Raw genomic sequence first — 13,492 nt, 5'->3', positions numbered from 1 at the left:
GAAAATTGGATCAATCATTATCCTAAGAAAATACTGAACTATTTGTCTCCTGCACAGTTTCTTAAAAATGGCTAACTTCTACTTGAAATTTAGCATAATGATCATAGTTATTTTATGTTTTTGTAGCAGAAATGTGCAAAATAACAGGTGAGATGGTAAAATAGGCCTTGTAAAAAGAAAAAGGAGTAAGCGATGTTAACCTACGATATCATAGTCATTGGCTTTGGAAAAGCTGGCAAAACACTTGCTGCAAAACAGGCTAGTTCTGGAAAAAAGGTTGCTTTAATTGAGCAGAGTAAGGAGATGTATGGTGGAACTTGTATCAATATTGCCTGCATTCCTACTAAAACCATGTTAGTTGCTGCTGAAAAAGGTCTAAATTTTGACCAAGTTATCGCTGAAAAAGATGCAGTTGTGACTCGACTGAATGCTAAAAACTATGCGACAGTATCTGCCGGTGTTGATGTGATTGATGCAAAGGCACGATTTGTTGCTAATAAAGTCGTTGAAGTAGTTGCAGGAGATGAGGTTCGTCAACTGACAGCTGAAACGATTGTTATTAATACAGGTGCTGTTTCTATCATCCCTCCAATTTCTGGTTTAACAGACACAGCAAATGTTGTTGATTCTACAGGGATTCAACAGCTTGAGAATCGCCCTGAGCATCTCGGCATTATTGGGGCTGGAAATATTGGCTTAGAATTTGCGGGATTGTATAATCAACTCGGCAGTCAAGTGACTGTTTTTGATGGTGCTGATGCTATTTTGAGTCGCTTTGAGCCAGAGATTGCCCAAATGGCCAAAAACTATATGGAAGAAGATGGAATTAAATTCAATCTTTCTAGTGTGATTACAGCTGTTTCCTCAGTTGATGGTTCTGTTCAAGTCTCCACAGATCAGGGTGATTTTCTCTTCGATGTAGTGCTTTATGCGACCGGCCGTAAGCCAAATGTAGAAGGACTGAATATCGAGGCGACAGATATCGCCTTGACTGAACGCGGAGCAATCAAAGTAGATGATTTTTGTCAAACAACCGTTCCAGGTGTATTTGCTGTTGGGGATGTTAACGGTGGCCCACAATTCACCTACATTTCGCTAGATGATTTTCGTATTGTCAATGGCTACCTTAATGGCTTGACAACATATAGTTTGAAAGAGCGTAAAGCAATCCCAACGAGTACTTTTCTAACACCGCCTTTAGCTCAGGTCGGTTTAACTGAGGCTCAAGCTGAGAAAGAAGGCCTTAGCTATCTAACAAAGACAATACCTGTTGCAGCGATGCCCCGTGGCCATGTTAATGCGGATTTAAGAGGGGCCTATAAGGTAGTTGTTGACAAATCGAGTAAACAAATCTTGGGCGCGACCTTCTTTGGTGCTCAAGCCCATGAGTTGATAAACCTCGTTAAGATGGCAATGGATAATCATATCCCTGCTACCTATTTCCAAAATCAAATCTTTACCCATCCAACCATGGTTGAGAACTTCAATGATTTATTTGCCTTCTAGGCGACCCTATCCTACTCTATATGTAAGAGTGGGATTTTTTGAACTGTTTCCCTTTTGTCTTTGTGGTATAATAACAACATGCACAAAAAACCGACTTCAGCCTATGTTCATATACCTTTTTGCACACAAATATGCTTTTATTGTGATTTTTCAAAGGTTTTTATCAAAAATCAGCCTGTTGATGCTTATCTAGAAAGTCTCATTGAGGAGGTCATAGCCGCTGACGTTCCAGCCTTGAGAACGCTCTATATTGGCGGTGGGACACCGACTGCAATCTCTGCTAAACAGCTTGATTTTTTATTGGGTAATTTAGAAAAGCAGCTCGATCTTAGTCAAATAGAAGAATTTACGATTGAAGCGAATCCTGGTGATCTAGATCCGGAAAAAATTGAAGTCCTTAAACGTTCAAGGGTTAATCGTGTGTCTTTGGGGGTTCAAACCTTTGACAATCGAATGCTCAAACAAATCGGACGCGGTCACAATCAAGCTATGATTTATGAGAGCATTAACAGCCTCAAGGAAGCTGGTTTTCATAACATTTCAATTGACCTAATCTATGCTCTCCCTAATCAGACCATGGAGCAGGTTAAGGATAATGTTAAAAAAGCTTTAGAACTCGATATTCCTCACCTTAGTCTTTATAGCTTAATTTTGGAGAACCATACAGTCTTTATGAATCGTCAAAGACGTGGGCACCTTCACTTACCGCATGAAGATTTAGAGTCAGATATGTTTGAATATATCTTGAATGAACTTGAGGCGAATGGCTTTGAGCACTATGAAATTTCCAATTTTACCAAACCTGGGTTTGAAAGTCGACATAATCTCATGTATTGGGATAATAGTGAGTATTATGGGTTTGGAGCAGGTGCTTCGGGTTATCTTAATGGTATTCGCTATCGGAATCGAGGCCCTATTCAACATTATTTAAAAGCTATTGCTGAAGAAAAGCATGCTCGCTTAGGTCAAGAAATTTTGACCAAGGAAGAAATGATGGAAGAAGAACTTTTTTTAGGGCTTCGTAAAAAAACAGGTGTTTCAGTCGCTCGGTTTGAAGAAAAATTTGAGACAGATTTTGAAGACCGTTATGGTGCAGTTATTGATAAATTAATAGCAGATGGACTCTTAAAACCGAATCGTAAGCAGATTCAAATGACAAAAAAAGGTCTCTTTTTAGGAGATACCGTAGCTGAGCACTTTATTTTGGAGGAAAACTAATGGGACATGCCTATCAAGAAAAATTTACCATTCCTTTTGACTTTTCAGATGTCAATGGTAATCTCAAATTACCGCCCTTTCTTTCTAAATTATTAGATGTTTCTGGTCAGCACTCTGCTGAGTTGAATCGGAGTGATGTTTATGTTTTGGAAACTTACGGTCTTGTTTGGATTGTTACTGATTATGAGTTTGATATTGTGAGATTACCAAGATTTTCTGAGAACGTGACGATTCGTACAGAGGCGGTTTCCTATAATAAACTCATTTGTCATAGGCGTTTCGAAGTGATGGACGAGACAGGCGAATTACTGATGCGTGTTGAATCATACTTCGCATTAATGGATTTAGAACAGCGTAAAATTGTTCCAGTTCCAGAGGATTTGCTAGAACCGTATCATTCTGAAAAAGTTAAAAAGATTGCTCGTGGCGCTAAATATAAGAGTCTAGAGAAGCCTTCAAAAGCCAACTATCATGTCCGTTTCTTTGATATTGATATGAATGGTCATGTGAACAATAGTAAGTATTTAGATTGGATGTACGATGTTCTAGGCTATGAGTTTTTAAAAACTCATGTTCCTCGGCACATTCACTTGAAGTATAATCGTGAAGTGTCGCCGGGTGGAGATGTCTCATCAGAGTTTGAGATGGATGGACTCGTTAGCCACCACCAAATAGGCTCTGATGGACAAACGAATGCTCAAGCCATTATTTCTTGGAGGGTATTATGACGTATAAAGGCTATTTAATCGATTTAGATGGAACAATTTACAGAGGTAAGACACGTATACCAGCTGCTGAGGCCTTTGTTCATGACTTGCAAGCTAGAGGGATTCCCTATCTTTTTGTGACCAATAATACAACAAAAACCCCTGAGATGGTTCAGGATAATCTAGCTACAAACTTTAATATCCAAACGCCTATAGAAACGATATACACAGCGAGTTTAGCAACGGTTGACTATATGGATGAGATGGACTTAGGCCAATCAGCTTATGTCATCGGTGAAAAAGGTCTAAGAGAAGCTGTCACTAATGCTGGCTATACGGATGAATCAGAAAATCCAGCCTATGTTGTTGTCGGACTGGATAGCCAAGTGACCTACGAACAATTCGCCCTTGCCAGTCTAGCGATTCAAAAGGGTGCTCATTTTATTGGGACCAACCCGGACTTACGTATTCCGACAGAAAGAGGCGAACTGCCAGGAGCAGGCTCTCTTAATCAGTTACTGGCTGCAACAACAGGAGTTGATCCAAAATACATTGGTAAACCTATGGCTATCATGATGGAAAAAGCATTGGAGCGTTTAGATATGACGAAGACTGATGTCCTCATGATTGGGGATAATTACATGACGGATATTCGCGCAGGAATTGATAATGGGATTGATAGCCTTCTTGTATTAACAGGCTTTACTAAGGCAGATGAGGTAGAGAGCCTTCCTATAGCTCCAACCTATGTCCTAAACAGTCTATCAGAGTGGAGCTTCAATGATTAAACCCTCTTTACCTATTAAAACAAAACTTAGTCTTGCGCTGACATTCCTTTGCCTGTTGGCGTTAGCCATCGTGTTAACTATCTCTATCGCTTGGCTACTTTATCCCCTTGAAATTGAGTGGCTAGGATTAGAATCCCTAGTCACGCTTGATTCGGAGACGATACAGCATAATTTTAATGTATTACTCAATTATCTAACCAACCCTTTTCAATGGACCTTGGCTATGCCTGATTTTCCATCATCTGCTGATGGCCTCTATCATTTTGAGGCCGTCAAGAAACTCTTTCATCTTGCACAAGGGCTATTTTTAATGACCTTATTGCCAAGTGTATTGTTTTTAAAAAAGGCCCACAAAAGTGGAACCAAAGGATTACTCAATAAATGGTTTGCGCTTATGGCGGTAACGCCAATAGCAATAGGTTGTTTTGCTGGAATGATTGGTTTTTCCAGATTTTTTGTCCTCTTCCACCAGATTCTTTTTCCTGGAGATTCTACCTGGCTATTTCATCCAAGTCTTGACCCAGTCATCTTAATTTTACCGGAGAGGTATTTTTTACACTGTTTTCTTCTCTTTTTTGTACTTTACGAATGCTTAGCGATAGCAGGCTATTTGTGGACAAAACCAAAGCAGTTTAAGAAAAGAAATAATGAATTTTTTAAGACGCCAAAAAATGACAAAAAAATTTAAAGCCCTTATCTACTATTAAAGGGTTTTTATGATAAAATAGAAGGAGTGGAGGGGTTGGTATGATTAAAATTTTTGGCAAGTTGCGTTACCATTGGCAACCAGAATTGTCATGGTCCATTATCTATTGGTCTCTTGTTTTAACACCCTTTTTTATTTATTTGATTTTACTGTATGAGAGAGCGCGCGTGAGTATTCCTTATTATCTTCTCATGCTTGGTTGTGCGGTGCTAGTATTTTTAGGGCTACAACGTTATTTCGTCATTGAGTCGGATGGGAATCTTACCATTAAGTCTGCAAATCCCTGGAAGTCCCATACCATTCCAATCGCCAGTATCTCTAGGATTGAAGTCACTTATAGTTCTATAACGATTTTTTCAGATAAATACCCTAACGGTCGAGATTTTCATATGCGAAAATGGCCTAAAAAGTATTTTGTGAATGCCATAGCGCTTGAAGAAAGCTTTAAAGGGGAAGTTGAGTTAACAGACCATTTGATTAAATTAGATTATTTTGAAACTTACTACAGTGAACAAGCCAAAAGATCAGTCAAGTAAGAGAGCCTTTGTAGGGCATTCTTTAACGGCTTTGATGATATTGGGTTCATGAGGAAGCTCTAGCTCACGTTTGTTAGATTGACTAAAGATGACGATACCATCATCATCATAGTCAAAAACAGGTGAGTAGGTCTGGCAAAGACCACAAGCAATACAATGTTCAGGAATAATAGATACTTTCATAAGACTATTTTAATACGATATTTAAGATTATACAAGGAGAAATGATGGCAAATAAAAAACCCTGGGAAGGGAAATTATTTGATAATGTAAGTCGCAGAACGAACCGTGGGCGTCAAGAGGATCGAACTGCCCAGTTCTTTACGATTTTAATGGTGGCTTTTGCGGTTATAGTGACCTTGATTATCGGGGTGTCGATTTATCTGTCTATTGGTGGTAGTAAAACGGGTGAAGCTACAGATGTTTTTTTTAACCCAGGAGTTGATGCTGTCTCTAGTCAAGCATCAGAAGAAACTACTGTTGTAGAGGAAGAGACACCTGTTGAATCAACGGAGTCTTCTTCTTCTGAGTGGAGTGGCAATACGCTTTCGGTACAAGCAGGAGAAGGAGCAGGCCAGATTGCATCTCGAGCAGGTATTACTATTGAGCGTCTTTATGAGTTAAATCCTGAATTTTTGCAAACGGGTGCTTGGTATGCTAATCCTGGCGATGTTGTTAGAGTGGATTAGGAGAATCAATGAACAAAATTAAAATAGCCATTGATGGTCCTGCTTCAAGTGGCAAATCTACTGTAGCCAAACTCATTGCCAAAGAACTTGGCTATACCTATTTAGACACTGGTGCCATGTATCGCTGTGCGACCTTGATGGTGCTTGAAAATGGGTGGCAAGAAAACGATTTAGATAGAATCCTTAAAGGTTTAGACCAATATCCCATACGTTTTGAACGCGGACAAGATGAAAACCAACGAGTCTTTCTTAATAATGTGGATGTGACTAAACGTATTCGTGAAAATGATGTCACCAACAATGTCTCGTGGGTCTCGGCTTTTCCTGAGGTTCGTGCCAAGTTGGTAGAGCAGCAACAACAAATCGCTGCGCAAGGTGGTATCATTATGGATGGACGTGATATTGGTACGGTAGTTCTTCCGGATGCCGAGTTAAAGATTTTTTTAATTGCTTCAGTGGAAGAACGCGCAGAGCGACGCTATAAAGAAAACCTTGCTAAAGGAATTCCAACTGATTTAGAAACACTAAAAGAGGAAATTGCTGCCCGTGACTACAAAGACAGTACACGTGAAGCATCTCCTCTCAAAAAAGCAGATGATGCTATTGAATTTGACACGACGGGTGTTTCCATTTCAGAAGTGGTGCAATTTATTTTAGAAAAAGCAAAACAAATCCTTGACAGTGAATCAAGTATCTGATAAACTAGATGTTAATGAGAAAAGCAGAAGTGAGAACTTCTCGCCTTGCGACTAACGTTGTCTGGCTCTACATGCTAAGTTTCCTATGGGAATATTGTGTAGAACGGACTTGTGTTGGCAAGTTCGTTTTTGATTTTCTCAAATAAAAAAAGAGGTGACAACCATAGCAAAGCAAGACTTATTCATCAATGATGAAATCCGTGTCCGTGAAGTTCGTCTCATCGGCCTTGAAGGTGAGCAGTTAGGTATTAAACCACGTAGCGAAGCACAGGCCATCGCCGATGAAGCTAACGTTGATTTGGTGCTCATTCAGCCCCAAGCTACACCGCCGGTTGCGAAAATTATGGACTATGGCAAGTTCAAATTTGAGTACCAGAAAAAACAAAAAGAGCAACGCAAAAAACAAAGCGTTGTGACAGTAAAAGAAGTGCGTCTTAGTCCTACTATTGATAAAGGAGACTTTGATACAAAACTTCGTAATGCTGTGAAATTCCTTGAAAAAGGAAACAAAGTGAAGGTATCTATTCGATTCAAGGGTCGTATGATCACTCACAAAGAAGTTGGAGCCAAGGTGCTGGCTGAATTTGCTGAAGCTACTCAAGATGTAGCGGTTATTGAGCAAAAGCCAAAAATGGATGGACGTCAAATGTTCATGCAACTAGCCCCAGCTGAAAAAAAATAAGCGTCGATTGACAGAAAAAGGAGACTATTATGCCAAAACAAAAAACTCACCGCGCATCTGCAAAACGTTTTAAACGTACAGGTTCAGGCGGTCTTAAACGCTTCCGTGCTTATACATCTCACCGTTTCCACGGTAAGACTAAGAAACAACGTCGTCACCTTCGTAAAGCATCTATGGTACATTCTGGTGACTTCGCACGTATTAAAGCAATGTTGACTGGTTTGAAATAAGCCTAGCTTGCTTTTACTAAATTAAGAATTATTCGGAGGAATTATAAATGGCTCGTGTTAAAGGTGGCGTTGTATCACGCAAACGTCGTAAACGTATTTTAAAACTCGCTAAAGGTTACTATGGCGCTAAACATATCTTGTTCCGTACGGCTAAAGAACAAGTTATGAACTCTTATTACTATGCATACCGTGACCGTCGTCAGAAGAAACGTGACTTCCGCAAATTATGGATCACACGTATCAATGCGGCAGCTCGTATGAACGGTTTGTCATACTCTAAATTGATGAACGGCCTTAAAAAAGCTGAAATCGATGTTAACCGTAAAATGTTGGCTGACTTGGCTGTTAACGATGCAGCAGCATTTACTGCTCTTGCAGATGCAGCTAAAGAACAATTAGCAAAATAATAAAAAAGAGTTGGGGACCCAACTCTTTTTTATTATGCTTTTTACAGTGACATGATGACTACGCACCCATAAATGTTTTAATTTCAGCCTCTGTCATTCCTGAATCGCAGCGGACGGTTACTTGTCCGTCAAGAACTCGAACAAAACCTGGCACTGTTGGGATTCCATATTGACCTCTAAATTGGCTTAATTGATCCAATTGATCCGCTTGCTCAGAGTTGACGAAATAAACAGCAGCATCTGTATCAGCTACTACATTAGCTAATTTAGTAGCGAATTTCCGGCAATAAGGACAAGTCCCTCGCCCAATGAAATAAACAGCAGATTCTCCCTTAGAAATGGTCTGTTCAGCATGGTCGATCGTTACTGGTGTTAAGTCCTTAATATCCTTCTCAAATGGTGTCATGGCTAAACCTCTTTTCTTTTAATTTATACTTTAAGTATGCCACATTTTTTTAATAAAATCCAAAGAAAGGCTTAAAAGACCACTTTTAAAAAAACAGGTGTGGTCTTTTTGTCTCGCAAAATTGACTACAATCAACCTATTTAGTTTTGGATTCATTTTTACCTCCTTAACGAGTACAAATAGATTGATTTAGAAGGCAAATTATCATACAGCTTTAACATTTATCAGCTTCGTTTTCATCTGATGCTCTGCGGGAAGTGCTTTCGTAGCCATGGTTTTTGTCATAATGCTCTGTTGTAAACAAAAAAGAGGCAGGATTTAAATCCTAGCCTCATCAATACTTTATTGAATTAGTTACGAGCTGCAGAAGCGAACTCTTCTTTAGCAAATGCTTCATCAATAATATCTTTCAATTGTTTCGCTGATGCTTGCATCTTTTGCAATTCAGCATCGTTAAGTGGGATATTAACTGGTCTCACAATACCGTGAGCTCCAACAATAGCCGGTTGGCCAATGAAGACATCCTCAACATCTTCATATTGACCAGCTTGAAAGACTGACAAAGGAAGAACAGCATTTTCATCATCTAAGATTGCTTTAGTAATACGTGCTAGAGCTACGGCAATACCATAATAGGTAGCGCCTTTTTTGTTGATGATAGAATAAGCAGCATCGCGAACGCCGATAAAGAGATCAACAAGACCTTGGGCGTCAACATCACGGTTATCTTGTAACCATTGTTCAAGTTTTACACCAGCAACGTTAGCATGTGACCAAACTGCAAACTCGGAATCTCCATGTTCACCCATGATATAAGCGTGGACTGAACGTGCATCAATACCGATTTTTTCAGCTAAGGCTTGACGGAAACGGGCAGAGTCAAGAGAAGTACCTGAACCAATAACGCGCTCTTTAGGGAAGCCAGAGAATTTCCAAGTAGAGTATGTTAAAACGTCAACTGGGTTAGCTGCTACTAAGAAAATACCATTGAAACCTGAAGCAACGATTGATTCAACGATAGACTTGTTAATACGGAGATTTTTTTCAACAAGGTCGAGACGAGTTTCACCTGGTTTTTGAGGTGCACCAGCTGTTAAGACAACTAAGTCAGCATCGTGAGCATCAGAATATTCCGCTGCATAGATTTTTTTAGGTGAGGTAAATGCCAAAGCGTGGCTTAAATCTTCTGCATCGCCCTGAGTTTTTTCTTTAGCAATATCAACGATACCAAGTTCTTGTGCAATTCCTTGAGTTACAAGGGCAAAGGCATAGGATGAACCAACAGCGCCATCGCCGACAAGAATTACTTTTTTGTGTTGTTTAACAGTAGTCATGTTTAAAACATCTCCTTAAATTTAATAGGGAAGTCCCTTACGATTACTATTCTAGCATTTTTTAATTTTTTTGTCATCCATTGAAAGTAAATGAAAACGTTTAGAACACTAAAGAAACAACAGATTTTTTAGGCAAATTATGGTATAATAAAGAGTAATTGTGAACTAGAAAAGAGGCATTTTTTAATGCAGGATAAAAAATTAGTTGATGTCCATTTGACGCGGGAGATGAAGACCAGCTTTATTGACTATGCCATGTCAGTCATTGTTGCTCGAGCGCTTCCAGATGTCCGTGATGGCCTTAAACCCGTTCATCGACGTATTCTTTATGGGATGAACGAGCTAGGGGTTACCCCAGATAAACCTCATAAAAAATCAGCTCGTATTACCGGGGATGTCATGGGTAAATACCATCCTCATGGAGATAGCTCAATCTATGAAGCAATGGTGAGGATGGCTCAGTGGTGGTCTTATCGTCACATGCTTGTTGATGGCCACGGGAACTTCGGTTCTATGGACGGTGATGGTGCTGCTGCACAACGGTATACAGAAGCTAGAATGAGTAAGATTGCGCTCGAAATGCTTCGTGATATCAATAAGAATACCGTCGATTTTCAAGATAACTATGATGCCAGTGAACGGGAACCTCTCGTTTTACCAGCGCGATTTCCAAACTTACTGGTCAATGGTGCAACTGGTATTGCGGTAGGTATGGCTACTAACATTCCGCCGCATAATTTAGGGGAAACGATTGATGCTGTCAACTTATTGATGGATAACCCTGACGCAACAACTCGGGATATTATGGAAGTCCTGCCTGGTCCAGATTTTCCAACTGGAGCTCTAGTTATGGGCAAATCTGGGATTCATCGTGCTTATGAAACTGGTAAGGGATCAATTGTTCTCAGAGCGCGGACAGAGATTGAAGAGTTTAAAAATGGTCGTGAACGAATTGTTGTTACTGAGTTTCCATATATGGTTAACAAGACCAAGGTTCATGAACACATCGTTCGTTTAGCACAAGAAAAGCGTATCGAAGGGATCACAGCAGTTCGCGATGAATCTAGTCGTGAAGGCGTACGTTTTGTTGTTGAAGTCCGTCGTGATGCTTCTGCCAATGTGATTTTGAACAATCTCTTTAAGATGACTAGCCTTCAAACCAATTTTGGATTTAATATGTTGGCCATCGAGAATGGTGTTCCCAAAATTCTCTCTATTCGTCAAATATTGACGGCCTATATTGAGCATCAAAAGGAAGTTGTTGAGCGTCGAACACGTTTTGATAAGGAAAAAGCAGAAGCTCGTGCCCATATCTTAGAAGGGTTATTAATTGCTCTTGATCATATTGATGAAGTAATTCGTGTTATCCGAAATTCTGAAACGGATGCTGAGGCTCAGGCTGAATTGATGAGTCGTTTTGACCTATCAGAACGTCAAAGTCAAGCGATTCTAGATATGCGTCTGCGTCGATTGACAGGCTTGGAACGCGACAAAATTCAATCCGAATACGATGATTTAATTGCTTTAATTGCTGATTTAGCTGACATCTTAGCTAAACCAGAACGTATAGTGACCATCATCAAAGAAGAACTTGAAGAAACGAAACGTAAATATGCTGATAAACGCCGTACGGAACTGATGGTGGGAGAAGTCTTGTCATTAGAAGATGAAGACTTGATTGAAGAGACTAATGTGCTCATTACGCTATCTAACAAAGGGTACATCAAACGTCTTTCTCAAGATGAGTTCACTGCTCAAAAACGTGGTGGACGTGGTGTTCAAGGGACAGGGGTCAAGGATGACGATTTTGTCAGAGAAATGGTTTCAACGAGTACCCATGATCATCTATTCTTCTTCACCAATAAAGGGCGTGTTTACCGATTAAAAGGGTATGAAATCCCTGAGTATGGTCGGACAGCTAAAGGTCTTCCTGTTGTTAACCTTCTAAAATTAGACGAAGGGGAAAGTATCCAAACACTGATTAACATCAAAGCAGATGAAGCAAAAGGCGCCTACCTTTTCTTTACGACACGTCAAGGAATTGTGAAGCGTACGAGTGTCTCTGAATTTGGCAATATTCGTCAAAATGGTCTTAAAGCTCTCAATCTTAAAGATGATGATGAATTAATTAACGTCTTTTTAACAACAGACGATAGCGATGTCATTATTGGAACCAAGTTTGGTTACTCAGTTCGCTTTAAAGCTTCAAACGTCCGCAATATGGGACGGACTGCTACAGGTGTGAGAGGGGTCAATCTGCGTTCTGGGGATGCAGTAGTTGGTGCTTCAACCATTACCGATGATCAGGAAGTTCTCATTTTGACTGAAAAAGGGTATGGTAAACGGACTTCAGCTTCTGAATACCCAACGAAAGGTCGCGGAGGTAAAGGGATTAAAACGGCTAATATCACTGAAAAAAATGGTTCTCTTTCTGGACTACTGACCGTTGAAGGACATGAAGACATCATGGTTATTACTGATACTGGAGTCATTATCCGAACCAATGTTGCCAATATCTCTCAAACTGGTCGTTCGACACAGGGGGTTAAGGTGATGAGGCTTGATAGCGATGCTAAGATCATGACATTTGCACTGGTTGATGTTGCTGACGAAGAGTCAACTGATACTGATACTGAAGAATAATGAGGAAATTAATTTGGCACAAACACGTTTACGTAAGAAAAAGAAATCCTTTAAAAGTCGACTAACGAACGTCATTATTTTTCTCTTATTTGTTTTATCTCTCTTGTTAATCTTTAACACTTCAATCAGGAATTCCATAATTGCCTGGAGAACCAATCAATACCAGGTTGAAAAAGTTTCTGTGGAAGAAATCGAAACAAATAAAGAAAAGGATGCAAGCTTTGCTTTTGATGAAGTTGAGTCTCTCTCAACAGAATCCGTTTTAGCCAATCAATGGGCTGCTCAGCAGTTACCGGTCATTGGAGGCATCGCCATTCCAGAGCTAAACTTAAATCTCCCCATTTTTAAAGGTTTGGATAATACAGCCCTTCATTATGGAGCTGGAACGATGAAGGAAGACCAGGTCATGGGTCAGGGGAATTATGCCTTGGCAAGCCATCACGTTTTTGGGATTACAGGGGCAAGCAGTATGCTCTTTTCGCCGCTTGAAAATGGGACACCTGGCATGAAAATTTACGTGACGGATAAGACTACAGTTTATACCTATGTGTTAACCACTGTCGAAACGGTCACTCCTGATCGTGTAGATGTTGTTGATGATGTTCCTGGTGTTACGGAAATCACTCTAGTAACTTGTGAAGATGCTGGAGCAGAGTTTAGGACCATTGTTAAGGGAACGCTAGAATCTTCAGTTGCCTATGATGCTGCTGATGAAAGCATTCGAAAAGCCTTTAATACGTCTTATAATCAGATTCAATTATAGATTGTTCAAACTAACTTGAAACGAGTGAATGGATTGCCTCTGTTAAGTGGTAATTGTTCACTCGTTTTAGTGTTCCTCAAAAAATCCCGCGTTGTAAAATGAAGTGCAACAAAAAAGACATGTTCGTCTGATATACTAGAATTCCCCAACTCAGTATAGAAAGCAGATGAACATGTCCA

At 39.9% G+C, this 13,492-nt stretch carries 16 protein-coding genes and 1 other annotated feature; of the genes, 13 read left to right on the top strand and 3 right to left on the bottom strand.

Features of this window, described 5'->3' with window-relative positions; genetic code table 11:
* The first annotated feature begins 192 nt into the window (after positions 1-192).
* From J2S23_RS10675 to J2S23_RS10650, 6 genes are all read left to right on the top strand, one after another.
* Positions 193-1,506 (top strand): FAD-containing oxidoreductase, encoded by a 1,314-nt coding sequence (locus tag J2S23_RS10675; RefSeq protein ID WP_307122710.1) that lies wholly within the window; start codon positions 193-195, stop codon positions 1,504-1,506.
* Positions 1,507-1,584: 78 nt separating this feature from the next.
* Complete coding sequence (gene hemW, locus J2S23_RS10670; RefSeq protein WP_307122709.1) at positions 1,585-2,724, top strand: radical SAM family heme chaperone HemW; 1,140 nt, start codon at positions 1,585-1,587, stop codon at positions 2,722-2,724.
* On the top strand, positions 2,724-3,452 hold the full coding sequence (locus J2S23_RS10665) for an acyl-ACP thioesterase domain-containing protein (protein WP_307122708.1): 729 nt from the start codon (positions 2,724-2,726) through the stop codon (positions 3,450-3,452). The genes hemW and J2S23_RS10665 overlap by 1 nt, the downstream gene beginning before the upstream one ends.
* Positions 3,449-4,219 (top strand): TIGR01457 family HAD-type hydrolase, encoded by a 771-nt coding sequence (locus J2S23_RS10660; RefSeq protein WP_307122707.1) that lies wholly within the window; start codon positions 3,449-3,451, stop codon positions 4,217-4,219. The genes J2S23_RS10665 and J2S23_RS10660 overlap by 4 nt, the downstream gene beginning before the upstream one ends.
* 13 nt (positions 4,220-4,232) lie before the next feature.
* Positions 4,233-4,907 carry a TIGR01906 family membrane protein gene (locus tag J2S23_RS10655; RefSeq protein WP_370868719.1) on the top strand — a complete coding sequence of 225 codons (675 nt, stop codon included), beginning with the start codon at positions 4,233-4,235 and terminating at the stop codon, positions 4,905-4,907.
* Between the two features lie 59 nt (positions 4,908-4,966).
* Positions 4,967-5,461, top strand: coding sequence for an EbsA family protein (locus J2S23_RS10650; RefSeq protein WP_307122705.1), 495 nt, complete (start codon positions 4,967-4,969; stop codon positions 5,459-5,461).
* Here J2S23_RS10650 and J2S23_RS10645 read toward each other — a convergent pair.
* The gene (locus tag J2S23_RS10645) at positions 5,450-5,644 is read right to left on the bottom strand and encodes a ferredoxin (RefSeq protein WP_307122704.1); all 195 of its coding nucleotides are present in this window, start codon (positions 5,642-5,644) and stop codon (positions 5,450-5,452) included. The two genes, J2S23_RS10650 and J2S23_RS10645, sit on opposite strands and share 12 nt — an antisense overlap.
* A gap of 44 nt (positions 5,645-5,688) precedes the next feature.
* Between J2S23_RS10645 and J2S23_RS10640 the strand changes: the two genes are divergently transcribed.
* The 5 genes from J2S23_RS10640 (at position 5,689) to rplT (ending at position 8,167) form a co-directional block, all read left to right on the top strand.
* Positions 5,689-6,150 (top strand): SAG1386/EF1546 family surface-associated protein, encoded by a 462-nt coding sequence (locus tag J2S23_RS10640; RefSeq protein ID WP_307122703.1) that lies wholly within the window; start codon positions 5,689-5,691, stop codon positions 6,148-6,150.
* Positions 6,151-6,158: 8 nt separating this feature from the next.
* Entirely contained in the window at positions 6,159-6,848 is a 690-nt protein-coding gene (cmk, locus tag J2S23_RS10635; RefSeq protein ID WP_307122702.1) for a (d)CMP kinase, read from the top strand.
* A 15-nt stretch (positions 6,849-6,863) separates the two neighbouring features.
* Positions 6,864-6,989 (top strand) — a sequence feature (ribosomal protein L20 leader region).
* A gap of 13 nt (positions 6,990-7,002) precedes the next feature.
* Complete coding sequence (gene infC, locus J2S23_RS10630; RefSeq protein ID WP_307122701.1) at positions 7,003-7,530, top strand: translation initiation factor IF-3; 528 nt, start codon at positions 7,003-7,005, stop codon at positions 7,528-7,530.
* A gap of 29 nt (positions 7,531-7,559) precedes the next feature.
* A complete protein-coding gene (gene rpmI, locus J2S23_RS10625; RefSeq protein WP_018372725.1) occupies positions 7,560-7,760 on the top strand; it encodes a 50S ribosomal protein L35 in 201 nt (66 codons plus the stop codon).
* 47 nt (positions 7,761-7,807) lie between these two features.
* Positions 7,808-8,167: a 50S ribosomal protein L20 gene (gene rplT / locus J2S23_RS10620; RefSeq protein ID WP_307122700.1), complete on the top strand. Its 360-nt coding sequence runs from the start codon at positions 7,808-7,810 to the stop codon at positions 8,165-8,167.
* Positions 8,168-8,225: 58 nt separating this feature from the next.
* Here rplT and J2S23_RS10615 read toward each other — a convergent pair whose 3' ends face one another.
* Together J2S23_RS10615 and J2S23_RS10610 are read right to left on the bottom strand one after the other, a co-directional pair.
* Positions 8,226-8,573 (bottom strand): DUF6568 family protein, encoded by a 348-nt coding sequence (locus J2S23_RS10615; protein WP_307122699.1) that lies wholly within the window; start codon positions 8,571-8,573, stop codon positions 8,226-8,228.
* Positions 8,574-8,923: 350 nt separating this feature from the next.
* Positions 8,924-9,907 (bottom strand): L-lactate dehydrogenase, encoded by a 984-nt coding sequence (locus J2S23_RS10610; protein WP_307122698.1) that lies wholly within the window; start codon positions 9,905-9,907, stop codon positions 8,924-8,926.
* Between the two features lie 186 nt (positions 9,908-10,093).
* On the opposite strand from J2S23_RS10610, the gene gyrA reads away from it, so the two are divergent.
* Both gyrA and J2S23_RS10600 read left to right on the top strand, forming a co-directional pair.
* On the top strand, positions 10,094-12,550 hold the full coding sequence (gene gyrA, locus J2S23_RS10605) for a DNA gyrase subunit A (protein WP_307122697.1): 2,457 nt from the start codon (positions 10,094-10,096) through the stop codon (positions 12,548-12,550).
* 13 nt (positions 12,551-12,563) lie between these two features.
* Positions 12,564-13,313 carry a class A sortase gene (locus J2S23_RS10600; protein WP_307122696.1) on the top strand — a complete coding sequence of 250 codons (750 nt, stop codon included), beginning with the start codon at positions 12,564-12,566 and terminating at the stop codon, positions 13,311-13,313.
* The last annotated feature ends 179 nt before the right edge of the window (positions 13,314-13,492 follow it).

It is taken from the genome of Streptococcus moroccensis, assembly GCF_030812835.1.
In the GTDB taxonomy this organism is placed as follows: domain Bacteria; phylum Bacillota; class Bacilli; order Lactobacillales; family Streptococcaceae; genus Streptococcus; species Streptococcus moroccensis.
Note: the sequence above shows the minus strand (reverse complement) of the source record. Positions and strands in the feature narration are given on the sequence as shown.